Source organism: Microbacter sp. GSS18 (genome assembly GCA_029319145.1).
Lineage (GTDB): Bacteria > Actinomycetota > Actinomycetes > Actinomycetales > Microbacteriaceae > Microbacterium.
Genome location: CP119753.1, coordinates 2,483,194 through 2,509,480 on the forward strand (window position 1 = coordinate 2,483,194; position 26,287 = coordinate 2,509,480).

Consider the following 26,287-nt stretch of genomic DNA (forward strand, 5'->3'; position numbering starts at 1 on the left):
CGGATCCCACCAGGCCCGCTCGATCGATGCGGAGAAGCGAGGTCAGGGAACGCGGTGCAGCCACGTGTCCGTGGCGAACTTCGACTCCACGAGCGCCTCGGCCTCGGCATACTCGTCCTCGGAGATGCCGCCGGGGACCGCACCGTACAGGTGGGCGAACGTGTCGACGAGCTTCTGGATGATCGCCTCGCGCGGCAGGCCGGTCTGGCGCCGCAGCGGGTCCACGCGCTTGGCCGCCGACGTCGTGCCCTTGTCGCTGAGCTTCTCGCGCCCGATGCGCAGCACCTCGGTCATCATCTGACCGTCCATGTCGTAGCTGAGCGTGGCGTGGTGGAGCACGCCGCCGTTGGCGAGGCGCTTCTGGGCGGCGCCGCCGATCTTGCCCTGGGGTGAGGCGATGTCGTTGAGCGGCTGGTAGACCGCGTCGATGCCGAGCGAGCGCAGCCCCTGCAGCACCCAGTCGTCGAGGAACGCGTACGAGTCGGCGAACGTCATGCCCGCGACGAGGGATGCCGGGACGTAGAGCGAGTAGGTGATGATCGCGTTCGCGCCCATCATCATCGCGCCGCCGCCCGAGATCCTGCGCACGACGTCGAAGCCGTGTCGGGCCGCCCCTTCGGGGTCGACCTCGTTGCGATACGACTGGAACGACCCGATCACGACGGCCGACTGGTCCCACTCCCACACGCGCAGCGTCGGACGTCGCCGCCCGTCGCCGACGCGGCCGGTGAGGACCTCGTCCAGGGCGAGGTTCATGCGCGGAGACACCGGATGCTCGTGGACGATCTCCCAGTCGAAGTCACGCCAGCCCGGCGCTGTGACGAGAGCCCGGCGCACCGCCGTGCCGACGGCTTCGGGCGAGAAGCCGAGCAGCTGCGCGCCCTCAGGAAGGGCCGCGCGGATCGCGGCGGCGATCGCGGCGACGTCGGCCTCGACCGGCAGTCCGTTGACCGCGGCGTCGATGTCGTCCAAGGCGTCGTCGGGCTCGAGGAAGAAGTCGCCCGCGAGGCGGAAGTCGGCGATGCGCCCGTCGCGCTCCTCGAGGTCGACGACGACCAGCTTTCCCCCGGGCACCTTGTACTCGCCGTGCATGGTTTCAGCCTAGTCACGCGGCCACGCGGCCCGTCCCCGCGGAGGGGCGGGCCGCGCCGCACGGTGGCCGGGTCAGCCGTTGACTCCCGGGACGATCAGCCACTCGTTGACGAGCACGATCCACGCGGCCAGGACGATGAGCGCCGCGACGGTCAGGGCGAGGGCGGCCCGCCCGCGCAGGATGAGCCCGATCACGAGCACGATGATGACGGCGACCGCCAGCACGGTGGAGCCGAACGGGATGCCGGTGACGAACAGGGACAGCAGGAACAGCGCCGCGACGACGACCTCGATGATGCCGAGGACGGTGCCGCCGCGGCCGCGCAGCCGGAGCACGCCGTCGACGAGGGCGAGCACGCCGCCGACGAGGGCGATGAGGAGGAGCCAGCTGAGAGTGATCACGGTGGTGGCCTTTCTCGTTGACGAACCCGCCGCGGGTTCGGCGAGCGCGGGTCAGCCTAGCCAGCGGGCGCGAAGGACCGGTGATCGGAGGCGGGGGCTGGACAGCACCCGCGGCGACCTGCTATCCGCTGTCAGTCGCGGGCCGCGAAGCGGCGGTCGAGCCACGCGAGAAGGTCTGCGCGGACCTCGGCCTGCATGACCTCGTTGAAGATCTCGTGGCGCGCGTCGGGGTACACCAGCGTGGTCACGTCGGTCAGTCCCGACCGCTCCCGGTATGCCTTGGCGAGACGGTGCACACCGCGCGGACCACCCAGAGGGTCGTCGCGGCCGACCATGAGGAGCGCCGGCAGGTCCCGCTCGAGGTTCTTCCGCGGCAGACCCACCAGTCGCAGCGTGTCGAGCGGCCCGAACAGCTTCTGGAGCGGGGTGAGGGTCGTCAGCGGATCGTCCACGAACACCTGCCCGACGGAGGGGTCGGACGCGAGCCACTCGGCGCCGTGGGCGTCGGGGCCGTCCCACCGGGCGTTGAGGGCTCCGCTGTTGAGGTAGCCGGGCCAGCGGGCCGAGGTCCCGCTCAGCACGACGGCGTCGTACCCGTCGGGGTGGTCGTCGACGAGCATCTGCGCGAGGAAGGAGCCCCACGAGTGACCGAGGAGCACCAGCGGAAGATCGGGGTTCTCGTCGCGGATGATGCCCGTCAGCTGCCACACCGCCGCGACGGCGGCACGGAGACCGCCGGGGCCGAGGCGTCCGATCTTCTCCACCTCACCGGAGTGCTGTTTCAGCCCGGTCCGCCCGTGCCCCCGGTGGTCGTCGGCATAGACCGTGTAACCCTCTGCGGTCAGCGCCTCGACCAGCGCCCCGTAGCGACCCGCATGCTCGCCGACGCCGTGGAGCAGCTGGACGACCGCTCGCGGCGTCGTCCGGGCGGGGTGGACGTCGTAGACGATCGCAATGCCGTGCGCGTCGATGAACTCGGGCATGGCCCCGAGTCTAGGCACGCACGGCAGCCCTGGCGGAATCGGATATTGCTAGATAATCTAGCGAATCATGACGGACATGTTCGCGCGCCGCTGGATCGGCCTGGTCTTCATCAGCATCGCCGTGTCGCTCATCATCGTCGACTCGACGATCGTCAACGTCGCGATCCCCGCGATCGTCGACGATCTCGGCATCACCTCGACGGAGGTGCAGTGGGTGCAGGAGGCCTACACCCTGGTCTTCGCCTCACTGCTGCTGCTCTTCGGCAGCTTCGCCGATCGCTGGGGGCGAAAGCGGATGCTGCTGATCGGCGTGGTCATCTTCGCCGGCTCGTCGATCTTCGCCGCTCTCGCGCCGACCGGCGGCCTGCTCATCCTCGCCCGCCTCGTCCAGGGCGTCGGGGGCGCCATGATGCTCCCGACGACGCTGTCGCTGATCAACGCGACCTTCCGCGGCCGCGAGCGCGGCATCGCCTTCGCCGTGTGGGGCTCCACCATCGGCGGCATGGCCGCCGTGGGCCCGCTGCTGGGCGGATGGCTGACCACGGAGTTCTCGTGGCGATGGGCGTTCGGCATCAACATCCCGCTGGGCATCCTGATCCTCATCGGGGTGTCGCTCACCGTGGCCGAATCGCGGGAGAGAAGCCACAAGGGCATGGACATCCTCGGCGCCGTGCTGTCGGTGCTCCTGTTCGGCTCGCTGGTGTTCGGCCTCATCGAGGGTCGGTCCTACGGATGGTGGGAGGCGAACGACCCCATCGACTTCGGCGCATTCACCTGGCCGTGGTCGATCTCGCCGATCCCGTTCGCCTTCGCCGTCGCCGCACTCTCGCTCGCGGCGTTCGCGGCGTGGGAGATCCGCCGCAGCCGTGCCGGGCGCGGAACGCTGATCGAGCCGTCGCTGTTCGGGATCTCGTCCTTCCGCAATGGCAATGTCGCGGCGCTGGTCGTCTCGCTCGGCGAGTTCGGCCTCATCCTGTCGCTGCCGCTGTGGCTGCAGTTCGTGCTCGGCTTCGACGCCCTGCAGACCGGCTTCATGCTGCTGGCGCTGGCGGGCGGCTCGTTCCTGGCGAGCGGCTTCGCCGGCGGACTCAGCGGACGGGTCGCGCCGGTGGTGATCGTGCGCGCGGGGATCATCGCCGAGATCGTCGGCGTGACGTGGGCGGGTTTCGTCATCGCCCCCGACGCGGCATGGGGGTGGCTCATCCCCGCCCTCGCCGTCTACGGCTTCGGCGTGGGACTGGCTACCGCCCAGCTGACCGGGCTCATCCTGCAGGATGTGCCCGTGGATCTGTCCGGCCAGGGGTCGGGCACCCAGTCGACGTCGCGCCAGGTCGGCTCGGCCCTGGGCATCGCGATCCTCGGGACGGTGCTGTTCACGAGCACCGGCGGCATCCTCGGCGGACTGCTCGACGACCGGGGCGTCCCGGCCGACCAGCGCGATCAGATCGTCGCATCGGTGGTCGACAGCGCCGGCGGGGCGATCGCGGGGCTCGAGGCATCGCCGGACACCCAGGGCATCGCCGACGACGCGAAGACCGCGTTCAGCGACGGCACGCGCCTCGCGGCGTTCACCGCCGCCGGCTTCCTCACCATCGGGCTGTTCGCCACCCTCTCGCTCGGACGCGGCGACCTGCGGCGGGAAGAGGCCGAGGAGTCCGTCGCGAAGCCTCCCGCGTGACGCATCGCGATTTTCGTTAGCATGCCTAATGAGCTAGGCTAACGAATCGCATGAACGACTCCCCCGCCTCAGCCACCCCCGACGATCACGCGCATCTGGCTCCGGCCGCCGCCGAGCTGAGGATGGCGGTGTTCCGGTTCGCCCGCCGCATGCGCGCCGAGCGTGCGGTCGACGCCATGAGCGACGGGCAGTTCGCCGTGCTGGCCTCGTTGAAGGTGCACGGCGCCCACACCCTGGGCGAGCTCGCCGAACGGGAGCGGGTCACCGCGCCTTCGATGAACCGCACCGTGAACTGCCTCGAGGAGTCGGGGTGGGTCGCGCGCGCGCCCGACGAGGAGGATCGGCGCAAGGTGAACATCTCGCTCACGGATGCCGGCCTCGACGTCGTCGACGAGACGGTGCGCCGCCGCGACCGGTGGGTCGAGGAAGTCCTCGCCGACCTCGACGAAGACGACCGCGCAGCTCTGGCCCGAGCCGCGGCGATCATGGAGCGGGCGGTGGCGCGATGAAGGCGATGTTCCGGTCGTTCTCGGCCTTCAACTACCGCATCTGGTTCCTCGGCGCCCTCGTCTCGAACATCGGCGGCTGGATGCAGGCGACCGCCCAGGACTGGGTGGTGCTGACCGAGCTGACCAACAACGACGCCACCGCGATGGGCGTGACGATGGCGCTGCAGTTCGGCCCGCCGCTCGTGCTCGTGAGCCTCACGGGCTGGGTCGCCGACCGCTTCGACCGGCGGCGGATCCTGATGATCACGCAGTCCAGCCTGCTGCTGCTCGCGACAGGAGCGGGCATCCTGCTGCTCACCGGCGTGATGACGCTCCCGATCATGTTCTGCTTCGCCCTCGCGTTCGGCGTCGCCAACGCGTTCGACGCGCCGGCGCGGCAGGCGTTCGTCTCGGATGTCGTCAGCCGCGAGAACGCCTCGAACGCGATCGCCCTCAACTCCGCGTCGTTCAACCTGGCGCGGCTCATCGGGCCCGCCGTCGGCGGCCTCCTGATCGTCGTCGTCGGCACCGGCTGGGTGTTCGTCATCAACGCCGCGACGTTCCTCGCGATGCTGGTGGCCCTCGTGTCGATGCACACGCACGAGCTCGTGCCGCGCGTGCGGGCATCCGGACGCGCGCGACTCTCGGAGGGGTTCCGGTACGTGTGGGGCAGACCGGACCTCCGGGTGACCTTCACGATGGTGTTCCTGCTGGGCGCATTCGGCATGAACTTCCCGATCTTCGCCTCGACGATGGCGCTGGAGTTCGGACAGGACGCCGACGGCTACGGCGTGCTGAGCTCGATCCTGGCCATCGGCTCGTTCGCCGGAGCCCTGCTGGCGGCGCGGCGCGACCGCGCTCGCGTGCGGGTCATGGTGTTCGCCGCCGGCGGTTTCGGGCTCGCGTCCCTCGTTTCGGCGGTCATGCCCGCGTACGGCCTCTACGCCCTCGCCCTGGTGTTCGTCGGCTTCTCGACGGTCACGATGCTCACCACCGCCAACGGCTACGTGCAGACCACGACCGACCCGGCGCTGCGCGGACGCGTGCTCGCGCTCTACATGGCCGTCATCATGGGAGCGACGCCCATCGGCGCGCCGATCACCGGCTGGGTGGCCTCGACCTTCGGCCCGCGCGTGGCGATCACGGTGGGAGCCGTCGCGGTGCTGGCGGGCTTCGCGATCGGTCTGACGTGGATGCTGACGTCGGGACGCGTGCACCGACACGCACAGCGCCGGTTCCGCCTCACCATCGACGAGACGCGGCCCCTCGAGGTCATCGACACCGTGCCCGAGGACTTCAGCGAGCAGGTCGCGACGACCTCGCCGATCACCCTGCCCGCCCGTCCCGACGTCCGGGAGCCGCGCGCGGCCGGCTGAGCACGGGACCGGTGCGACCGGCCGCGCTCACTCCCGCACGGAGACGACCGCGACCGCGGCGTCCAGCCCCTCCGACATCGCCGAGACGCTGATCACGCCGGGACCGGTCGGCCGCACGACGGCGAGGGCTCGCCCGTCGTAGGTCGTGACGGACGGTCCGGCGAATGGCTCCTCCGTGCGCGCCCGGCCGGTTCCGAGGCCCGCGAGCTCGCCAGGACCCTCGATCGCGACCGTGACGAGCCGGTCGGCGTCGCATGCCACGACGCCGGCATCGCCGGCGAGTTCGACGACGAGATAGGCAAGCCCGTCCGCGTCGACCGCGGGCTCTTCCGCCCGGATCCGGAGTCCCGGGTGCTCGGCGGTGCGCAGCGCATGCCTGCCGACCTCGGCGCCGCCGCGACGCGCGACGGCGAGAAGCTCGCCGGGCCGGTACGGCGTCTCGAAGCGCGCGACGAAGGACTTCGCCTCCCCCACCCGCGCGCTGCCCAGCGACGTGCCGTCGAGGAGCAGCTCGACCTCGTCGGCATCCGCGTAGACGTCGACCAGGACCGATGCGCCGGGCTCGACGTCCCACGTCCACGAGGCCACGGTGTCGTCCCACGACCACGGCGTCGTCGCGGTCGGCCGGCCGTGATGGCGCGGCCGGTGCACGGCGATGTACGGCTCCGCTCTCAGCCCGTAGACGATCTCGCGCCAATACGAGATCGTCCGCCGGTGCCCGGTGATGTCGAGATCGCCGCATTCGGCGGTCAGATACGGGAACGGGCCCGCCGTTCCGGTCGCGACGTAGCCCTCGGCGTCGGTGTAGTCGACTCGCCCGATGCCCGCTTCGCCGAGATAGTCCCAGCCCGTCCACGTGAAGTCGCCGATGACGTGGGGCAGCTCGGTGACGAGCGCCCACATCGCGTCGATGTGCGCGGGGAAGGTCTCGGAGCCGACGATCACGCGGTGCGGATGGTCGACGGCGTCCTGCCGGTAGCGCGAGTCGGCGTAGTTGAAGCCGACGACGTCGAGCGCGGCCGCGGACTCCTCGATGGAGTCGCTGACGAGCTGAGAGGCGTTCATGAGCGCCATCTGCTCTCCCATGTTCGCCATCATCGTGTTGGGATCCGTCTCGGAGAGCTCCGCCATCGCGTCCGCGATGCGGTCGAGGTTGGCGATGATCCCGTTGATGCCGTTCGTCACCGGCCGCGTCGGGTCGAGCCGTCGCACCTCCTCGGCGAGGCGACGGCTCCAGGCACCGCCGAGCGGCGTGCCGAGTTCGAGGATCTCGTTGCCGATCGAGTAGAGCACGACGCTCGGGTGATTGAGATCCTTCGCGACCATCGCCGCGACATCGCTGCGCCAGTGCTCGGGGAACGACGGCGCGCGGTCGAAGGCCGTCTTGGAGCGCGTCCACACGTCGGCCAGTTCGTCCATGACGAGCACGCCCTGGCGGTCGCACGCCTCGAGCATCGCTCGGCTCATCGGGTTGTGGGCGCTGCGGAGCGCGTTGAAGCCGGCCTCCTTCAGCAGGCGCACGCGACGATCCTCGGCCGCGTCGATCGTCGCCGCACCCAGGGGCCCGTTGTCGTGGTGGACGCATGCGCCGCGCAGCAGCACCGGCTCGCCGTCGATGCGCAGACCCCGCGCGGGGTCGACCTGCACGCGCCGGATGCCGAAGGTGGCGGCATCCGTGTCGAGCTCGTCGCCTGCATCGACAAGTCGCGCGCGCACCTCGTACAGCCACGGGTGATCGGGATGCCACGTCAGCGGCCGCTCGACGGCGACACGCATGCGCGCCGTCGCCGGCTCGCCGGGCAGCACCGTCACGGGCGCCGTCGCCTCTGCGACGACGTCGCCGCCCGGGCCCACGACCTCCCAGTGCACGCGCAGGCTCCGCGCCCGGCGGGTCTCGTTCTCGACGATCGTCATGATCTCGACGACCGCGCGGTGTGCGTCGATGTCGGGCGTGGTCACCCGGGTTCCACCCAGCGGAATGTGCACCGGATCGGACACCGCCAGGTGGACGGGCCGGTAGATGCCGGCGCCGGAGTACCACCGGCTGTCGCGGTGCGCGCGCGCTTCCACGGTGAGCCGGTGGGTCGCGCCCGGCCGCAGGAACGCGTCGAGCGCCACGGTGAAGGCGCTGTAGCCGTTCGGTTCGTGCGCGACGACGTTCCCGTCGACGAGGACGACGGCATCGCGGTAGACGCCCTCGAACTCCAGGACGACGGACCTGTCGCGCCATTCCTCGGGGACGTCCAGGATGCGGGCGTACTCGAACACGCCGCCGGGGAAGTAGCCGGCGGCCGCGCCCTGGTCGCTGTCCGCCGACCGAGGCAGGTCTCGCATGGCGTCGTGGGGAAGGCGCACGGGACGCGGCGCGGTGTCGGGTGTCGGCTGCTCGAACGCCCCGAGCTTGGGCCCGACGGTCCAGCCGTCGAGCAGGGGCGTGCGGATCATGCGGCGCCCTCGGCGGCGTCGGGCTCCGGCTCGAGCGCATCAAGCGCCTGCTCGAGCCCATCGAGATCGAAACCCGTGACGAGCCCCCGGAAGAACTCGGCGAGCGCCTCGGCCATGTCGGTCGAGGTCGGGTCGAGGAGCCACTGCACCTGCAGGCCGTCCATCATCGCGATCGTCGCGACCGCCGCGCGGTAAGGGTCCACCCCCGGCAGAAGTCGGCCGGCCGCGGCGACCTTCTCGTACGCGAGCTTCGTGCTCTCGCGGACGTACTCGTATCTGCGGACGAAGTAATCATGGGCGGGATGGGCCGGATCCGTGGCTTCCGCCGACACGGTGCAGTACAGCTCAACCACACCGGGGGTGGAGGCGCTGTGATTCGCGAGCGCCACCAGTCCGCGCAGCGATTCCACACCGTCCACCGTGTCGAAATCGACGACTGCGCGCGACTGGTCGTCGCGGTGGTCCAGCACCGCCTGCAGGAGCGCGCTCTTGTTCTTGAAGTGGTGGAGCAGACCGGCCTCGCTCATCCCGACGCGCGCGGCGACCTCGCGCAGTGATCCCTTGCGGTAGCCCGACTGCGCGAACACCTCCAGCGCAGCATCCAGGATCGCCGTGCGGGTCGCGGCGCTCTTCGCATACTCGCCGCGCGGCTTGCGCGTGCGAGTCACCGCGGGGTTCGCGTCGGAGTCCGTCATCGTCACACCGTATCCCGCCCGTGGGCACCCTCATGGGCGCTGCGGGCGGACCCTTCGGATACCGTTCTATAACGAATTTCTAGTACTCGCTAGTTTTTTATCTCAAAAACCTAGCGTTCGCTTGGTATTGCTGTTACGGTCGACCCCCAGACGGCGCTCCATTGGCGGATCGCCCCCAACGAAAGGGACCAAGGATGTTCCGATGGAAGGCCACAGCAGCCCTCACCGCCATCGCAGCACTCGCGCTCACCGGCTGCGCCGGCGGCGGCGAGTCGGACGGCGGCACTGACTCCGGGCGCGCCGACCGGCTCACACTGACCGCGATCGTCGGTCCGACCAGCTACGACATCGGGCAGGGCGCCGAGTGGGGCAACCGAAGCGCCTTCTTCCAGGCGGTGTTCGACACACTGCTGATGAACAGCGCGACGGGCGAGATCGAGCCGTGGATCGCGACGGACTGGGAGTACAACGACGACAGCACGGTGCTCACGCTCACGATCCGCGACGACGTGACCTTCACCGACGGCACGCCCCTCGATGCGGATGCCGTCGTCGCCAGCCTCGAGCGATTCCGCGACGGCAGCTCGCCGCAGGCGGCGACGCTCGCCGGCAAGGAGTTCACCGCGGTCGACGCGACCACGGTCGAGATCTCGCAGGACGCGCCGGACCCCTCGCTCCTGAGCATCCTCACCAAGACCTCGGGCCTCATCCAGGCGCCGTCGACCTTCGACGACCCGAACGCGGCCACCGAGCCGATCGGCTCCGGTCCGTACATCCTCGACACCGCGGCGACCGTGACCGGCACCACATACCAGTACACGGCGAACCCGGACTACTGGAACGCCGACGCGGTCAAGTACGACAACCTCACGATCAACGTCATCGAGGACCCGACCGCCACGCTCAACGCGATCAAGGCCGGCGAGGCGAACGGTGCGAAGATCACCCTCAACGACCAGATCCCCGAGATCGAAGCATCCGGATGGACGATCGAGGCGAACGAGCTGGACTTCCAGGGTCTGCTCCTGCTCGACCGCGACGGAACGATGGCCCCGGAGCTCGGCGATGTCCGAGTGCGCCAGGCCATCAACATGGCGTTCGACCGCGAGGCGCTCCTGAGCGCTCTGCAGGCCGGCTACGGCACCGTCACGGAGCAGGTCTTCCCGACGAGCTCGGTCGCCTACGACGAGTCGCTCGACAGCACCTACGGGTACGACCCCGAGGCCGCCAAGGCACTCCTCGCCGAGGCCGGCTACCCGAACGGATTCGACATCGACATGATGTCGACCCCCGCGTTCCAGACCACGTTCGACCTCGTCGCGCAGCAGCTGGCCGACATCGGCATCACGGTGAACTACACCGATCCGGGCGCGGCGAACTTCATCGCGGACATGCTGGCTCCGAAGTACCCGGCCACGTGGATGGCACTGGAGCAGAACCCCGACTGGCAGCTGATCAACTTCATGATCGCGCCCCAGGCGACGTTCAACCCGTTCCACTCGCAGGACCCTCAGGTCGACGAGTACATCAGCACCATCCAGCTGGGCACCGAGGACGAAGCCGCGCAGGCGACCAAGGACCTCAACGCCTATCTCGTCGACCAGGCCTGGTTCGCTCCGTTCTTCCGCGTGCAGGGCACGTACGCCGTGGACGCGAACACGGACCTGGAGATGTGGAGCGTGAACGCCTACCCGTCGATCTTCGGCTTCTCGCCGAAGAACTGATCAGCTCGGGCCGTCCGCGCCTCATCCGCGCGGACGGCCCGCACCAGATGGGAGAGTCACCATGCTCACATTCATCCTCCGCCGCCTCGCCTCGGGCGTCATCCTGCTCTTCGTGATCTCGTTCCTCGCCTTCGCTCTGCTCTATCTCGGAGGCGGCGACATCGCCCGGCGCATCCTGGGTGAGAACGCCACGGCCGAGACGGTCGCCCAGCGCGCCGAGGAGCTCGGGCTCAACCGCCCGTTCTTCGTGCAGTACTGGGAGTGGCTCACCTCGGCGCTCACGGGTGACCTCGGACGCAGCTGGTTCACCGGCGAGCTCGTCACGGTCGGCGTCTCGGGTCGCGTCGCGGTCACCCTCTCGCTCGTGATCGGAGCAACGCTCCTCTCAGCGATCGTCGCCGTGCTGCTGGGCGTCCTCGCCGCGCGTCGCGGTGGCGGCGTCGACGCCGGCGTCCAGATCTTCTCGCTCATCGGCTTCGCGATCCCCGGGTTCCTCATCGCGCTCATGCTGGTCCTGGTTTTCGCGATCAACCTCGGCTGGTTCAAAGCCACCGGGTACATCCCCATCTCGACGTCGGTCGTCGGGTGGCTGTCGTCGGTGACCCTGCCGATCATCGCGCTGTCGATCGGCGCGATCGCGACCGTCGCACAGCAGGTGCGCGGTTCGGTCATCGACGCCATGTCGCGGGACTACGTCCGCACGCTGCGCTCGCGCGGCCTGCCGGCGAACTCCGTCGTGTACAAGCACGTGCTGCGCAACGCCGGCGGTCCCGCCCTCGCGGTGCTCGCGGTCCAGTTCATCGGCCTCCTGGGCGGTGCGGTCATCGTCGAGCAGATCTTCGCCATCCCCGGCATGGGTCAGCTCTCGGTGCGGGCCACCACTCTCGGCGACATCCCCGTCGTGATGGGTCTGGTGATCGCGTTCGCGATCATCGTCGTCGTCGTCAACCTCCTCATCGATCTCGCCCAGGCGGCGCTCAACCCGAAGGTGCGACTCTCATGACCGCCATCGACGTCCCTCCTGCCGTTCCCACCGCCCCCGTGAGGGTCGCCCTGTGGCGTCGCCTTCTGCGTCGACCCCTCGGCATCGCCTCACTCGTGTTCCTCGCGTTCGTCGCGGTCATCGCCGTCATCGGCCCGGCGATCGCACCCCAGGACGCGAACTTCGCAGACATCCGCAATGTGCTCGCCTCACCCAGCGCCGAGCACATCCTCGGCACCGACGGCAGCGGCCGCGACGTGCTCTCACGACTGCTGGTCGCGACCCAGACGACCGTGCTGGCCGCTCTCCTCGCCATCGTGGTCTCGCTGGTGATCGGCGTCGCAGCAGGCCTCATCGCCGGTTACTACCAGGGGTGGTTCAACACCGCCGCGACCTGGGTGACCGAGCTGACGATGGCGCTCCCCGGCATCGTGGTGCTGCTGGCCGCACGCGCCGTGTTCGGTCCTTCCGTGTGGGTCGCCATGTTCATCTTCGGCCTGCTGCTCGCCCCGGCGTTCTTCCGTCTCGTCTTCGCCGCGGTCACGGCCGTGCGATCCGAGCTGTACGTCGACGCCGCCCGCGTGTCGGGCCTGAGCGACACCCGCATCATCGGACGGCATGTGCTGTCGGTCGTGCGAGCGCCGATCATCATCCAGGCGGCGATCATCGCGGGCATCGCCCTCGCGATCCAGTCGGGCCTGGAGTTCCTGGGCCTCGGCGATGTGCTGGTGCCGACGTGGGGCTCGATGCTCAACGACGGGTTCAAGAACATCTACAAGGAGCCGATCCTGATGCTGTGGCCCGCGCTGGCGCTGGGCCTCACATGTATCGCCCTGACGCTGCTCGCGAACGTGATGCGGGACGAGCTGGAGCGCACTGTCACCGTGCGCCGCAAGCGCCGTCGCGCCGTCGCCACCGCGACCGGATCGATCGCCGCCGTGACCACCTCGGTGTCCACGAGCGGTCGCGACGAGATCGTCGATCTCGACGAACCGCCCGTCTTCGATGGTTCCGGCGTCATCGTCCACCGCGAGGACGCGCGCAGCAAGGTGAGCGAGAAGGTCCTCGAGATCTCGGACCTGCGGGTGGGCTACGACCAGCCCGATGGCTCCCACATCGAGGTCGTGCACGGCGTCTCGCTCGACATCCGCAAGGGCGAGGTGCACGGACTCATCGGCGAATCGGGGTCGGGCAAGACGCAGACCGCGTTCGCCGTCCTCGGACTGCTCCCCCGCGGGGGTCACGTCACCGCGGGGTCGATCGACTACGAGGGGACGCAGCTCGCGGATGCCTCGGACAAGGTCTACGCCGGCGTGCGCGGTGCCCGCATCGGCTACATCCCGCAGGAGCCGATGTCGAACCTCGACCCGTCGTTCACGATCGGCAGCCAGCTCGTGGAGCCGCTGCGCAAGAACCTCGGCCTGTCGAAGAAGGAGGCCACGGAGCGGTCGCTCGACCTGCTCGCCCGAGTGGGCATCCCCCACCCGCGGCGCACCTTCGACGCCTACCCGTTCGAAGTATCGGGCGGTATGGCCCAGCGCGTGCTGATCGCCGGCGCGGTGTCGACCGACCCCGACCTCATCATCGCGGACGAGCCGACGACGGCGCTCGACGTGACGGTGCAGGCGGAAGTGCTGGAGCTCCTGCGCGATCTGCAGAGCGAGCGCCACATGGCGATGCTCCTCGTGACGCACAACTTCGGCGTCGTCGCCGACCTCTGCGACCGCGTCACCGTGATGCAGAACGGCCTGTTCGTCGAGCAGGGTCCGGTCCGCGCCATCTTCAACGACGCGCAGCATCCGTACACGAAGACACTGCTGGACGCGATCCTCGACGAGGGTCCCGCCCGCGGACCGCTTGTCGCGAAGGGAGCACAGGCATGAGCGCGCCGCTGCTGGATGTGAAGGACCTGGTCGTCGAGTACCCCGGCAAGGGGTTCCGAGCCGAGCCCTTCCGCGCCCTCAAGGGCGTTTCGCTCGACATCCTGCCCGGGGAGACCGTGGGTCTCGTCGGCGAGTCGGGCTCGGGAAAGACCACGCTCGGTCGCGCGGCGCTCGGACTGGCGCCCGTCACCGAGGGGTCGATCATCTTCGACGGGAAGGACATCTCCCACCTCGACCGCCGGGAGCGCAGGGCGCTCAGCTCCGAGATCCAGGTGGTGTTCCAGGACCCCTACTCGTCGCTGAACCCGTCGATGACGATCGAGCAGATCCTCACCGAGCCGCTGACCGCCGCCGGCACGTCTTCCTCGGACGCCAAGCGGCGCGTGCGCGAACTGCTCGACCAGGTGGGTCTGCCCGCCGATGCGCGCAGCCGCCTGCCTCGGGAGTTCTCGGGCGGACAGCGGCAGCGCGTCGCGATCGCGCGCGCACTGGCGCTGAGCCCGCGGCTGATCGTGTGCGACGAACCGGTCTCGGCCCTCGACCTGTCGACTCAGGCGCGCGTCCTGGACCTCTTCATCGAGATCCAGGAGCGCACCGGCGTGGCATACCTCTTCGTCACCCACGACCTCGCGGTCGTCCGCCACATCAGCCACCGCGTCGCGGTGATGTACCGAGGCGAGATCGTGGAGTCCGGCGACGGAGACCGCGTCACCTCCCACCCCGAGCACCCCTACACGCAGCGGCTGTTCATGGCCGCGCCGGTGCCCGATCCCGACAAGCAGGAGGAGCGGCGCGCAGCACGGCGCGCGATGCTCGCCGCCGAGGCGAGCGCCTGATCGGAGGCATCGACGGGACCCGTTTGCCCGTCCCGTCGATGCCTCCCGCCTCCCCACCCTCGAGAGAACTGGATGTACCACTCATGACCGCGCCGGTCGACCACCTTCGCCCCTTGCTGGAAAAGCTCACGCTCGAGCAGAAGGCCGCCCTCGTCCAGGGCGCCGACTTCTGGACCACCGTCCCGATCCCCGAGATCGGCCTGCGCGCGATGACGCTCTCGGACGGCCCGGCCGGGGTCCGCGGGCCCCAGTGGGACGAGCGCGACCCGTCGCTCAACCTGCCGTCGGGTTCCGCCTTGGCGGCATCGTGGGACGAGGACCTCGCCTACCGCTATGGCGCCGCCGCGGCCTCCGAAGCGCGACGCAAGGGCGTGGACGTCGTCCTCGGCCCCACCATCAACCTGCACCGCTCGCCGCTCGGCGGCCGCCACTTCGAGTGCCTCAGCGAGGACCCGGAGCTCACGTCAGGGCTCGGCTCGGCCTACGTGCGCGGCATGCAGGACAACGGCGTGGGCGCGTGCCCGAAGCACTACGTGGCCAACGACAGCGAGACCGACCGGTTCACCGTCGACGTCCGCGTCGCCGAGCGGCCGCTGCGCGAGCTCTACCTCGCACCGTTCGAGCGAACCGTGGAAGAAGCGCACGCGTGGACCGTCATGAGCGCGTACAACTCGGTGGACGGCGTCACGATGACCGAGAACGACCTGCTCGAGACCCCGCTCAACAGCGAGTGGGGCTTCGACGGAGTCGTGATCAGCGACTGGACCGCGGTCCGTTCGCTCGATTCGATCCCCGCCGCGCAGGACCTCGCCATGCCGGGTCCTGCACCCGCGTGGTCGGGCCTGGTCGAGGCCGTCCGCGACGGGCGCCTGGAGGAGGCGGACCTCGACCGCAAGGTGCTGCGCCTGCTCCTGCTCGCCGAGCGCGTCGGCGCACTCGAGGGGACGGATGCGGTCACGCCGAGCCCCGTCGACGGGATCGCCTTCGCCCGCGAGGCGTCGGTCGAGGGCACGGTGCTCCTCAGCAACTCCGGCATCCTTCCCCTCGACCCGTCGGCGCTCGCCCGTGTCGCCGTCATCGGCCACAACGCCCGCGACGCGCGCACCCAGGGCGGCGGGAGTGCCACCGTTCTCCCCGAGAAGGTCGTCTCGCCCGTCGACGGCATCCGCGCGGCGCTCACCGGCGTCGACGTGTCGTACGAGATCGGCGCGATCGTCCAGGAGGGCGTCGCAGAGTTCTCGCTCGACACCATGACCAATCCGGCCACCGGCGAGCCGGGTGCCCACATCACGCTGCACGACGCCGAGGGCGCCGAGATCTTCGCCGAGGAGCGTCGGTCGACCGCACTGGTGTGGTTCGGCGGCGATGCGCCGATCGCCTCGACGCGCACGCTCGTGATCGAGACCGACCTCACGCTCCCCGAGTCCGGCGAGGTCCGCCTCGGGTTCGCCGGCGCCCACCCGGGTCGTCTGTACGTCGACGGCGAGCTGATGCTCGACGACACCCCCGTGATCACCGGCACCGACCTGGGCGCCGCCTTCCTCAACCCGCCGTCGCTCACTGTGTCGGTCCCGTTCGACGAGGGCACCCCCCGGCGCGTCCGCGTCGAACTCCGCCCCGAGAGCGGGGGCGCGCTCGCCGGCGCGATGTCGGCGACGGTGGGAATCGCGCCCGAGCAGACCGACCCCGACGCGCTCATCGCGCGGGCCGCGGCCTCGGCGACTGCATCCGATGTCGCGATCGTCGTGGTCGGCACGAACTCGAAGGTGGAGTCCGAGGGCTACGACCGCGTGGATCTCGACCTCCCCGGCCGTCAGGACGACCTCGTGCGCGCCGTCGCCGCCACCGGGACCCCCACGATCGTGGTGGTCAACGCGGGCTCCCCGGTCGTGCTCCCGTGGGCGGACCAGGTCGGCGCCATCGTGCAGGGCTACTTCGGCGGGCAGGAGTTCGGCTCGGCACTCGCCGCCGTCCTCACCGGCGCGGCCGAGCCCGGCGGGCGCCTGCCGACCACGTGGCCCGCGGCTCTCGAGGACGTTCCCGTCACCGAGGTCACCCCGACGGAGGGGCGGCTCGAGTACACCGAGGGCCTTCACATCGGCTACCGCGCATGGCTGAAGGCGGATGCCGCGCCGGCGTTCCCGTTCGGGCACGGCTTGGGCTACACGACGTGGTCGTGGGGCGCCGCGCAGCGCGACGCCGACGCCGTCGAGGTCACTCTCGCGAACACCGGAGGCCGCGCGGGCAAGCAGGTCGTGCAGGTTTACGCCGAGCGACCGGAGTCGGCCGTCGAGCGGCCCGTCCGGTGGCTGGTCGGGTTCGCGGTGGTCCGCGCCGCGGCCGGCGAGACCGTCACCGCGCGCATCCCGCTGCCGCCGCGACGCTTCGCCCACTGGGACTCCGGCTGGAGCGTCGAAGAAGGCGAGTTCACGCTGCGCGCCGGCGCGTCGGCCGTAGAGCTGCCGCTGTCGCTGTCGTGGGAGGTCGCTGCCCGATGACCCTGGACAGCATCAGCGGGCTCACCCGCGGGTGTGCGGATCCGCGCCTGTCGGCGGTCGTCGAGCGCCTCGACGGCTTCCTCGCGGCGGATCCCGACTACTCGTTCCAGGTGGCGGCGTTCCATGGCGGCGAGCCCGTGCTCGACGCGTGGGGCGGTCCACACCTGGGCGAGCAGTCGCTCATGGTGCCCTTCTCGGTGACGAAGAACACCATCGGCCTCTCGGTCGGCCTGCTCATCGAGCGCGGCATCCTGGACCTCGACGAGCCGGTCTCGCGATCGTGGCCCGAGTTCGCCGCCAAGGGCAAGGGCGACGTCACGATCCGCCAGCTCCTGTCGCATCAGGCAGGACTGCCGCAGGCGACGCCGGCGCTGACGTGGGCGGACCTGCTCGACCACCACGCCGCGGCGGAGAAGCTCGCCGCCAGCCGGCCGTTCTGGCAGCCCGGCAGCGCCTTCGGGTACCACGCGGTCACGATCGGCAACCTGGCGTCGGAACTGATCTTCCGGCTCACCGGGTCCACGCTCCACGAGTTCTACGAGCAGGGGATCCGGTCGCCGCTGGGCGTCGACTTCCATCTGGGGCTGCCTGAGTCGGAGCGGGAACGCCGCGTTCCCGTGCTCCCGATGATCAAGCCGGTCTCGGACACCTCGACGATCCACTTCTCGCCGCTGCTCCCGGTCGTCATGACGATGGCGGGTCCCCCGGTGGACTTCGCGAACGACGAGGCGAGCTGGCGGTTCGGACATCCCGCCGGGTCCGGCACCGGATCCGCCCGCGGCCTCGCGCGCCTGCTTGCCGGGATGGTCACCGGCGTCGACGGCGCAGCCCCCGTCCTCGGCGCCGACACCGTCGAGGTCATCGGACAGCAGCAGGTGCGCGGCTACGACGAGGTGCTCGGCCAGCAGAACCGCGCACACGCGATCGTGTTCCAGAAGCCGAGCCCCACTCTCGCGTTCGGCGGCCCCCGGTCGTTCGGGCACGACGGCGCCGCCGGGGCTCTGGCGTGCGTCGACCCCGACACCGGCGTCGCCCTCGCCTACACCGTGGCACGCGGCCCGTGGCCCGGCGGCGCGGATCCGCGGGCGGTCGCCCTCGCCGCCGAACTGGGCTCCCTGCTGTCCCGCTGACACTCCTTCCACCCCCCGACGGCCTGCCGAGGATTGCGATGACCACCCTGCACAACCCCCTGATCAACGGCTTCCACCCCGACCCGTCGGTCGTGAAGGTCGACGACGCCTGGTACCTGGCGACGAGTTCGTTCGAGTACCTGCCCGGCATCCCGATCCACCGATCGACCGACTTCGAGACGTGGGAGCTGATCGGCCATGTCGCCACACGTCCGGGGCAGCTCGGCGTCGAGGGCGTGCCCACCGGCGGCGGCGCGTGGGCGCCGACGATCCGCCATCACGGCGGGCTGTTCCACCTCGTGATCACCGACGCGCTGGGGCGAGGGATGCTGCACTTCACCGCCGCGGATGCTGCGGGTCCGTGGAGCGACGGCGACCTGATCCTCACGCAGGACGGGTCCGCGAACGTCGCGGGCATCGATCCCGACATCGCGTGGGATGCCTCCGGCACCACCTACGTGACGTTCTCGGGTCTTCACTTCGACGCCGAGATGGACCCCACCGCACCCACGCACCTGGGCATCCAGCAGGTGAAGGTCGATCTTGCCACCCACCGCGCCCTCGAAGCGCCGCGCTCGCTGTGGTCGGGTACGGGGCTGATGTTCCCCGAGGCCCCGCACCTCTACGAGGTGGACGGGACGTGGTACCTGATGATCGCGGAGGGCGGCACCGAGCGCGGCCACACGATCTCGATCGCGCGCGGCGCCTCCCCCGAGGGACCCTTCGAGGGCGCCCCGGGCAACCCGCTCGTCTCGGCCCGTTCGACGCCCCGCCCGGTGCAGAACACCGGGCACGGCGACCTCGTCGTGGGGCCCGACGGCGACTGGCTCTGCGTCCTGCTGGGCGTCCGTCCGCGCAGCGGCACCCGCGCGTTCTCGGCCCTCGGCCGCGAGACGTTCGTGACGCCCGTGACGTGGGAGAACGGCTGGCCCGCCATCGCTCCTGTCGAGCTCGACCCACGCGACGGGACCAACGTCGACATCCGCTTCGACGGACCCTTGGAAGACGAGTGGATCGGCGTCCGCCGTTTCCCGTCGGAGTTCTCCGAGGTCGCCGGCGACCGCCTCGTGCTCGCGGCGGACGGGAGCACTCTCGCCGACCCGAAGCCGGTCTTCGCCGGCCGCCGCCAGGAACACCTCACCAACGAGGTGACGGTGACGATCGACGTCTCCGACGGGGTGGGCGGGCTCGCAGTGCGCTACGACGAGCAGTTCCGTATCGAGATCGAGGCGGGCCGCGGCGCGGTCGTCGCGCGCGCACACGTCGGGGGCCTGCATCAGGAGTGGTCGCACCCCTTCACCGGGGACACGATCGACCTGCATCTCGCCTCGCAGGCGCCCACGGGCCCCACGAGCGGCATGCTCCCCACCAGCGACGTCTTCCACCTCGCCGCCACGATCGACGGCGAGCGGGTGGAGCTCGCGCAGATCGACGGGCGCTTCCTGTCGTCCGAGGTCACGGAGTCGTTCACGGGCCGCGTCATCGGCGTCTACGCCGTCGAGGGCCGCGTCGCCGTCACCCGATGGGTCGCCGAGGGCCACGACCGATGACGATCTCGGCCCCGCCGCCGAAGCCCTCACGCGCCTCAGAAGGAGTACTGCCATGAACGACGAGACCGCCGCCCCCAAAACCCCCGGCGAGCGCCCGTGGATGGACGCGTCACTGCCGATCGACACGCGCGTCGAGCTGCTGCTGTCGGCGATGACGCCCGAGGAGAAGGTCGGGCTGATGTTCCAGCCCATGATCATGGTCGGGCCCGACGGCGCACTGTCGGACGGCGAGCCCGCGTTCGGCATCCCATCGACGAGCGACTACGTCGAGACCAGGCACCTGGCGCACTTCAACCTCCTGGGCGGCGCCGGCTCGGCCGGTGAGATCGCGCGCTGGAACAACCGGCTGCAGGAGCTCGCTGCTTCGACCCGCCTCGGCATCCCGATCACGGTCTCGACCGACCCGCGCCACTCGTTCAGCGAGAACCCCGGAGCGGCGATCGTCGCCGGCGCGTTCTCGCAGTGGCCCGAGCCCCTGGGACTCGCGGCCACGCGGGACGCCGAGCTCGTCCACCGGTTCGCCGACATCGCACGCCGGGAGTACCTCGCCGTCGGTCTTCGGGTGGCGCTGCATCCGCAGCTCGACCTCGCGACGGAGCCCCGCTGGGCGCGGGCGCTCCAGACCTTCGGCGAGGACGCCGACCTCGCCGGCGACCTGGGGGCGGCGTACATCCGTGGGTTCCAGGGCGACGAGCTCGGCCCGGACTCGGTCGCGACGATGACCAAGCACTTCCCCGGCGGCGGCCCGCAGAAGGACGGCGAGGACCCGCACTTCGCCTACGGCCGTGAGCAGGTGTATCCGGGCGGCGCGTTCGAGCAGCACCTCGAGCCGTTCGCCAAGGCCTTCGCCGCCGGGACGAGCCAGATCATGCCCTACTACGGCATGCCCGTGGGCACCGAGCACGAAGAGGTCGGGTTCGGCTTCAACCGCTCGGTCATCACCGGGCTGCTGCGCGAGCGGTTCGGGTTCGACGGCATCGTGTGCACCGACTGGGGGTTGATCAGCGACGCGAACATCATGGGCGACCACCATCCCGCCCGCGCGTGGGGCGCTGAGCATCTGTCCCGCGGCGAGCGCGTCGCGAAGGTGCTGGACGCGGGCGTCGACCAGTTCGGCGGGGAGCACTGCACCGACGTGCTCCTCGACCTGGTCCGCGCCGGCGACGTGACCGAGGAGCGCCTGGACGTCTCGGCGCGGCGCCTGCTTCGCGAGAAGTTCGTGCTCGGGCTCTTCGACGACCCCTACGTCGACGCAGACCGCGCGGACGAGATCGTCGGCGCGGCGGACTTCCGCGCCGCGGGAGAGGCAGCGCAGCGCGCCTCGATCACGGTGCTGTCCACGTCATCCGCGCTGCCGATCCGCTCCGGCGCGCGCATCTACGCCGAGGGGATCGCCGCGGAGTCGCTGGCCCCGTACGGAACCGCGGTGAACTCGCCCGCCGACGCCGATATCGCGATCCTGCGCATCCACGCCCCCTACGAACAGCGCGAGACGGCCTTCGAGAACTTCTTCCACGCCGGATCGCTCGAGTTCGGCGACGAGACCCTCGCCCACGTGCGCGAGATCGCCGAGGTCGTGCCGACGGTCGTGGACGTCTTCCTCGACCGCCCCGCGATCCTCGCGCCGATCGTCGAGACGGCGGCGGCGGTCACGGCGAACTGGGGAGCGTCGGCGGCGGCGCTGCTCGACGTCCTCACCGGCGCGGTGCCGGCGACCGGGAAGCTGCCATTCGACGTGCCCCGCTCCATGGAGGCCGTCGAGGCGTCGAGCCCCGATCTCCCGTTCGACACGGCGAATCCGCTCTTCCGGTTCGGCCACGGGCTGTCGCTGACGGACTGATCCCGTCCTCCCACGTCGATGCCCCCGGGCCCGGTCCTCGCGACCGGCCCGGGGGCGTCCCACGCGGCTCAGGCCGCGGCCGACGCGCGGCGCCCGCGGTGCAGGAACCAGACAGGGCGGCCGTAGTCCTTCTGAAGCCACGGCCAGAACGCCCACCACATCAGCAGGACGGCGGCCGAGCCGGCGATCGCGCCGAAGACCGCGTCCGAGACCCAGTGCGCGTTGATCAGCGTTCGCTGCCAGATCATGCCGAGCATGATGAGGCCGCCGACGACACCCCATACGATGCGCAGCACGCGGTGGGTGGCGGGGATGAGCGCGAGCACCGCGACGGCGAGGACACCCGCCGAGACGGCATGGCCCGAGGGGAACGAGCCGTGATCGACCGAGAACAGCGGGCCGAACAGCCCCAGGGCTTCGTCCGCCGCCGGGCGCGGGCGGTCCACGAGGTTCTTCATGCCCTGGGAGTACAGGCCCATGCCGGTCATGCACGCGGCGATGAAGAACAGCGCGGACCGCCAGCGGCCGACGATCGCGAGTCCGGCGGGCAGGAGGATCAGCATCACGAGCGCCCCAGGTCCCTCGCCGAGGAGCTGGAAGAACATCGCGAGCGGCTGGCGGTAGGCGACGCCGTCGGGTGAGGCGCCCACGAACGCTCGCCACACGTCGTCGAGGGCCTGGGTGAACGGCCGCTCGGCGTCGAGCGCCACCAGCACGCCCATCAGGGTGAAGGCGCCCGTCAGGCCGAGCGCCCACCACAGCAGGCGAGCCGGGCGGCGCCGCGCGAGGGCACCGCTGGACGTCGTGGCGGAGGGGGATGTCGTCGTCATCGTCGATATCTCTTTCGTGTGGGTGGTGCTGCCGAGGTCGGGTGAACGGCGCTTCCGGGCGCTCAGTCGCCGAGGAAGAAGTCGACCGCCGCGAGCGGGCCGTCGAGGTGGGCGGTCGTCGCGCCCATCGCCCGGGGCTGCGCATAGATCGGGTTGGGCACGACGTGCCCGCCGCCCTCGACGGCGTAGAGCACCACGGGCGCCCCGCCCTCGTAGAGCGTGCGCGTCACATCCGTCTCGCCCTCGGCGGCCGTGTTGGTGAACGGCGCCGTCTCGGCCCGGGTCGCGTCGCCGGCACGCTCCGCGAGGAACGCGGCGCTGTCGTCGGCGGACATCACCGTGCCGAGGGTCCCGCCGAAGGTTCCCGCCTCGCCGCCCTCGAACGGGTTGATGGGGTCGGCGGTCCCGAGCACGAGCATGGCGGGGACGGACGCGCCGGCCCACGTGCACACGCTGCTCTCGTCCGCGGGGTACGCCGCGGCGAACGCCGCGATCCCCTGCACGAGGTCGGGCGCCTCGGTGGCGAGGCGGAACGCGAAGTGGCCCCCGTTCGAGAGCCCGGCGGCGAACACGCGGTCGGTGCTGGTGCCGTGGGCCGACGCGAGGTCGCCGATGAGCGCGTCGACGAACGCGACGTCGTCGACGCCCTCCAGCCGCGCCGGGTACGGCGTCTCGGCGCGACAGTCGTGCCACGTCGACTCGTACCCCTCGGGGTAGACGGCGACGAATCCGCGCTCGACCGCGAGCTCGTCGAAGCGATACCCGGATGCCGCGCGCATGCCCGCGGCATCCATGCGCGAGCCGTGGAACGCCATCACGACCGGGGCATCCTCGGGCAGGTCGTCGGGGACGACGGCGAGGTATTCGCGCGTCATCCCGCCGACCCTCACCGAGCCCTCGACGACCTGCGCATCCAGCTCCGGCTCCGCCGGTGCGGGCGCGTAGAGGAACCAGGCGCCCAGGGCGCCGGCGGTCAGCACGAGTGCGCCGACGACGGAGCCGAGGACGATCAGCGTCCGCCGCAGCCACAGGCGCCGCGGGCGTGCGGGAGCGGGACGGGTGGTCTCGATCATGGTAGGGGCCTTCCTCGAAGCCGGACGGATCACTCGAACAGGTCCGTCTGGAGCACCGCGTACAGCACCGCGTGGACGCGGTCGCGCAGACCCCCGCCGACGCCGACCGGGTCGGCTTCGAGGGCCTCTTCGGTCGCGGATGCCGTCGAGCTCGGGAGCATCGCGAGCATCAGGTCGTTGCCGTAGCGCACCGCGAGGGCCGGGTCCATGAAGCCGCCGAGGACGGCATCCGTCGACACGACGCCCTCGAAGCCCCACTCGCCGCGGAGCACCTCCTGCAGCAGCTGCTCGTTGCCGCCGGACCAGCGGCCGCCGATGTTGATGAACGACGACATGACACCCGAGACGCCGCCCTCCTTGACGGTGATCTCGAAGGGGCGCAGGTAGAGCTCGCGCAGCGCCTGCTCGTCGACGAAGACGTTCACGCCGGGAGCGCGGGCGTTGACCTCCTGCTCGTTGAGCGCGAAGTGCTTCATGAAGGTCAGCACGCCCTGGCTCTCGGCGCCCGAGACCATCGCGGCGCTCATCGTGCCCGACAGCAGCGGGTCCTCCGAGAAGTACTCGAAGTTGCGGCCGCCCATGGCGGTGCGGTCGAGGTTCATGCCGGGGGCGTACCACCCCTGCACGCCGTACGCGTTCGCCTCGGCGCCGATCGCCAGGCCCAGCTCGTGTGCGAGGTCGGTGTTCCACGTCGCCGAGACGACAGCCTCGGTGGCGAACGACGCGGCGGTCATGTCGCCGAAGAGGTAGTTGAGGCCGGCGGGGCCGTCGAGCAGGATCGCCGAGGGGATGCCGAGACGCTCGATCTCCTCGGTGATGTAGGCACCGCGCGCGAACAGCGCGATCTGCTCGTCGACGGTGAGCTGGTCCAGGAACAGCTCCCACTGCGGGTCATCGTAGGCGAGACCCTTCAGGTCCTCGAGCATCAGGCCGTTGTCGGCGCCGTACGTCGGCGCTTCGCCCTCGGCGGGCTCGATCTCGGGATCCATGATCGCGAGCAGCTCGTCCGATGCGGTCAGGTCCATGTCGGAGCTGTCGGGGTAGGTGCCCTCCCAGTCGGCGCGCGACAGGGAGGTCAGGTCGCCGTCGGCGTAGCCGAAGCGGTTCTCGTATGCGACGCCGGTCACCTCGTCGGCGGCGTAGACGACGTCCTCGGCCACGGTGGTCTCGAACGTGAACAGCGGGCTGTGCACGTCGGTGCCGACCACGATGTCGTAGTCGCCCGCCTCGAGCACGTACGCCTGACGGTCGTCCTGATCCCACGACGCCATGTCGCGCACGGCGAAGTCGACCGTAACGGTCTCGGCCTGACCGGGCTCGAGGAGCGAGGTCTTGGCGTAGCCGGCGAGTTCGATCGCCGACTTCTCGATGCCGCCCGGCGTGTAGGGGGCCGCGTAGTAGACCTGGACGACGTCCTTGCCGGCGACGTCGCCGGTGTTGCGCACCGTCACGTCAATCGAGACCTCGTCGGCATCCACCGTCGGCTGCGCCGCGGCCCAGTCGAAGGTGGTGTAGCTCCGGCCGTGGCCGAACGGGTACTGGACGACTTCGTCGTAGGCGGCGTCGTCGGCGTAGCGCGTCTCGTAGTAGCGGTAGCCGACGTAGATGCCCTCCTCGTACTCGAGCACGCCGCGGCTGACGTTGTCGTAGCGGTGGTCGCCGAGGTTCTCGGTGGCGGGAGCGCTCGTGACGTCGTACGCATAGGTGTCCGCGAGGTGGCCCGACGGGTTGACCTCTCCCGTGAGCACCTTGGCGAGCGACACGGCGCCCGCGGGGCCGGGCGTGCCGATCCAGACGGCGCCCGTGATCTGCGGGTACTCCTCGATGAAGCCGAGCTCCATCGTGTTGCCCGAGTTGATGACGACGACGACGTCGTCGAAGTTCGCGGTCAAGACGTCCAGCAGAGCGCGCTGCTCGTCGGTGATGCGCAGGCTCTCGGCGGTCATGTCCGCAGCCTCCGAGGCGCCGGCGCCGATGACGACCATCGCGACGTCCGAGAATTCGCGCGCCTGGGCGAGGACGTCCTCGGTGAGGTAGTCGGGCTCGGGCTCGGCGCCCTCGTCACCGCTCAGCAGCATCTCCGCGATCGCGATGAGTCCGTTGCTCGAGCCGGCCGCGGTCTCGGCCCCGGCCTCCTCCATCGCCGCGTACAGCTCGCGGTTGTAGTCGATGCCCTGGGCCTCGAGCGCGTCGTAGAGCGTCACGGCGCTCGACTGGTTCGCTCCTCCCGATCCGGCGCCGCCGTAGTGGAGGTTGAACGAGGCGAAGCTGAAGACGTTCACGGTGCCGTCGGTCAGCGGCAGGACGTCCCCGGTGTTCTCGAGCAGCACGATGCCCTCGTCCGAGATCGCCTCGGTGACCTCGGCGCCCGTCTCACGTGCGGCGGCGCCGGCGGCCGTCGCGCTGTCGACGTCGATCGAGAACAGTCGCCCGATGTCGCGCACGACCGGGGTGATCAGCACGGCGATCACGGTGACGATCGCGACGGCCACACCCCACCCGGCGATGCGGCGCGGGCGGGCCTTGAGCCGGCAGTAGGCGCGCTCGCGCCGCTTCGCCTCGCGGCGCTCGGCGCGGCTCATCGACGCGCGCGCGGCCTTGCGCTCCTGCTTCGCGGCCTTCTTGGCGGCGCGCGCCTCGGCGCGGTCGGCGGCCCTGGCCGCCGTGCGCTCGGCGGGCGGCATCGCCTTCAGCTCGGCGCGACGCTGCTTCACGGCCGCCTTCTCCTCGGCGAGGCGTGCGCGGGCGTCGGTCTTGATCTCTTTCCGTGTTGCCATTTCTC

General features: G+C 70.5%; 19 protein-coding genes. 11 read left to right on the forward strand and 8 right to left on the reverse strand.

Going from position 1 to position 26,287, the window contains the following annotated elements; all coding sequences use genetic code 11:
• Positions 1-42: 42 nt before the first annotated feature.
• The 3 genes from P0L94_11405 to P0L94_11415 all read right to left on the reverse strand — a co-directional run bounded on the left by P0L94_11405 (position 43) and on the right by P0L94_11415 (position 2,477).
• Complete coding sequence (locus P0L94_11405) at positions 43-1,092, reverse strand: biotin/lipoate A/B protein ligase family protein (protein ID WES63060.1); 1,050 nt, start codon at positions 1,090-1,092, stop codon at positions 43-45.
• 72 nt (positions 1,093-1,164) lie between these two features.
• Positions 1,165-1,494 carry a hypothetical protein gene (locus P0L94_11410; GenBank protein ID WES63061.1) on the reverse strand — a complete coding sequence of 110 codons (330 nt, stop codon included), beginning with the start codon at positions 1,492-1,494 and terminating at the stop codon, positions 1,165-1,167.
• 131 nt (positions 1,495-1,625) lie between these two features.
• On the reverse strand, positions 1,626-2,477 hold the full coding sequence (locus P0L94_11415; protein ID WES63062.1) for an alpha/beta fold hydrolase: 852 nt from the start codon (positions 2,475-2,477) through the stop codon (positions 1,626-1,628).
• 67 nt (positions 2,478-2,544) lie between these two features.
• Between P0L94_11415 and P0L94_11420 the strand changes: the two genes are divergently transcribed.
• Genes P0L94_11420 through P0L94_11430 form a run of 3 tightly spaced genes read left to right on the forward strand, consistent with a single transcriptional unit; the run spans position 2,545 to position 6,019 of the window.
• A complete protein-coding gene (locus tag P0L94_11420) occupies positions 2,545-4,155 on the forward strand; it encodes an MFS transporter (GenBank protein WES63063.1) in 1,611 nt (536 codons plus the stop codon).
• A 50-nt stretch (positions 4,156-4,205) separates the two neighbouring features.
• On the forward strand, positions 4,206-4,664 hold the full coding sequence (locus P0L94_11425; GenBank protein WES63064.1) for a MarR family transcriptional regulator: 459 nt from the start codon (positions 4,206-4,208) through the stop codon (positions 4,662-4,664).
• The gene (locus P0L94_11430; protein WES63065.1) at positions 4,661-6,019 is read left to right on the forward strand and encodes an MFS transporter; all 1,359 of its coding nucleotides are present in this window, start codon (positions 4,661-4,663) and stop codon (positions 6,017-6,019) included. The genes P0L94_11425 and P0L94_11430 overlap by 4 nt, the downstream gene beginning before the upstream one ends.
• Before the next feature lie 27 nt (positions 6,020-6,046).
• Here the strand turns inward: P0L94_11430 and P0L94_11435 are convergent, their stop codons facing one another.
• Both P0L94_11435 and P0L94_11440 read right to left on the reverse strand, forming a co-directional pair.
• Positions 6,047-8,464, reverse strand: coding sequence for a glycoside hydrolase family 2 TIM barrel-domain containing protein (locus tag P0L94_11435; protein ID WES63066.1), 2,418 nt, complete (start codon positions 8,462-8,464; stop codon positions 6,047-6,049).
• Positions 8,461-9,159 carry a TetR/AcrR family transcriptional regulator gene (locus tag P0L94_11440; GenBank protein ID WES63067.1) on the reverse strand — a complete coding sequence of 233 codons (699 nt, stop codon included), beginning with the start codon at positions 9,157-9,159 and terminating at the stop codon, positions 8,461-8,463. The genes P0L94_11435 and P0L94_11440 overlap by 4 nt, the downstream gene beginning before the upstream one ends.
• 194 nt (positions 9,160-9,353) lie before the next feature.
• Between P0L94_11440 and P0L94_11445 the strand changes: the two genes are divergently transcribed.
• From P0L94_11445 to P0L94_11480, 8 genes are all read left to right on the forward strand, one after another.
• The gene (locus P0L94_11445) at positions 9,354-10,883 is read left to right on the forward strand and encodes an ABC transporter substrate-binding protein (protein WES63068.1); all 1,530 of its coding nucleotides are present in this window, start codon (positions 9,354-9,356) and stop codon (positions 10,881-10,883) included.
• Between the two features lie 61 nt (positions 10,884-10,944).
• Complete coding sequence (locus P0L94_11450) at positions 10,945-11,886, forward strand: ABC transporter permease (protein ID WES63069.1); 942 nt, start codon at positions 10,945-10,947, stop codon at positions 11,884-11,886.
• Complete coding sequence (locus P0L94_11455; protein ID WES63070.1) at positions 11,883-13,748, forward strand: dipeptide/oligopeptide/nickel ABC transporter permease/ATP-binding protein; 1,866 nt, start codon at positions 11,883-11,885, stop codon at positions 13,746-13,748. The genes P0L94_11450 and P0L94_11455 overlap by 4 nt, the downstream gene beginning before the upstream one ends.
• Positions 13,745-14,584 (forward strand): ATP-binding cassette domain-containing protein, encoded by an 840-nt coding sequence (locus P0L94_11460; GenBank protein ID WES63071.1) that lies wholly within the window; start codon positions 13,745-13,747, stop codon positions 14,582-14,584. The genes P0L94_11455 and P0L94_11460 overlap by 4 nt, the downstream gene beginning before the upstream one ends.
• Positions 14,585-14,697: 113 nt before the next feature.
• Positions 14,698-17,082, forward strand: a complete 2,385-nt coding sequence (locus P0L94_11465) for a glycoside hydrolase family 3 C-terminal domain-containing protein (GenBank protein ID WES63072.1) — start codon at positions 14,698-14,700, stop codon at positions 17,080-17,082.
• On the forward strand, positions 17,079-18,212 hold the full coding sequence (locus P0L94_11470) for a serine hydrolase (GenBank protein WES63073.1): 1,134 nt from the start codon (positions 17,079-17,081) through the stop codon (positions 18,210-18,212). The genes P0L94_11465 and P0L94_11470 overlap by 4 nt, the downstream gene beginning before the upstream one ends.
• A 38-nt stretch (positions 18,213-18,250) precedes the next feature.
• Positions 18,251-19,762, forward strand: a complete 1,512-nt coding sequence (locus P0L94_11475) for a family 43 glycosylhydrolase (GenBank protein ID WES63074.1) — start codon at positions 18,251-18,253, stop codon at positions 19,760-19,762.
• Positions 19,763-19,814: 52 nt separating this feature from the next.
• A complete protein-coding gene (locus P0L94_11480) occupies positions 19,815-21,602 on the forward strand; it encodes a glycoside hydrolase family 3 N-terminal domain-containing protein (GenBank protein WES63075.1) in 1,788 nt (595 codons plus the stop codon).
• 68 nt (positions 21,603-21,670) lie between these two features.
• Here the strand turns inward: P0L94_11480 and P0L94_11485 are convergent, their stop codons facing one another.
• The 3 genes from P0L94_11485 to P0L94_11495 all read right to left on the reverse strand — a co-directional run bounded on the left by P0L94_11485 (position 21,671) and on the right by P0L94_11495 (position 26,282).
• Positions 21,671-22,432: a phosphatase PAP2 family protein gene (locus P0L94_11485; protein WES63076.1), complete on the reverse strand. Its 762-nt coding sequence runs from the start codon at positions 22,430-22,432 to the stop codon at positions 21,671-21,673.
• 62 nt (positions 22,433-22,494) lie between these two features.
• A complete protein-coding gene (locus P0L94_11490; GenBank protein WES63077.1) occupies positions 22,495-23,505 on the reverse strand; it encodes a PHB depolymerase family esterase in 1,011 nt (336 codons plus the stop codon).
• A gap of 29 nt (positions 23,506-23,534) precedes the next feature.
• Positions 23,535-26,282 (reverse strand): glycoside hydrolase family 3 N-terminal domain-containing protein, encoded by a 2,748-nt coding sequence (locus tag P0L94_11495; GenBank protein WES63078.1) that lies wholly within the window; start codon positions 26,280-26,282, stop codon positions 23,535-23,537.
• Positions 26,283-26,287: the final 5 nt, after the last annotated feature.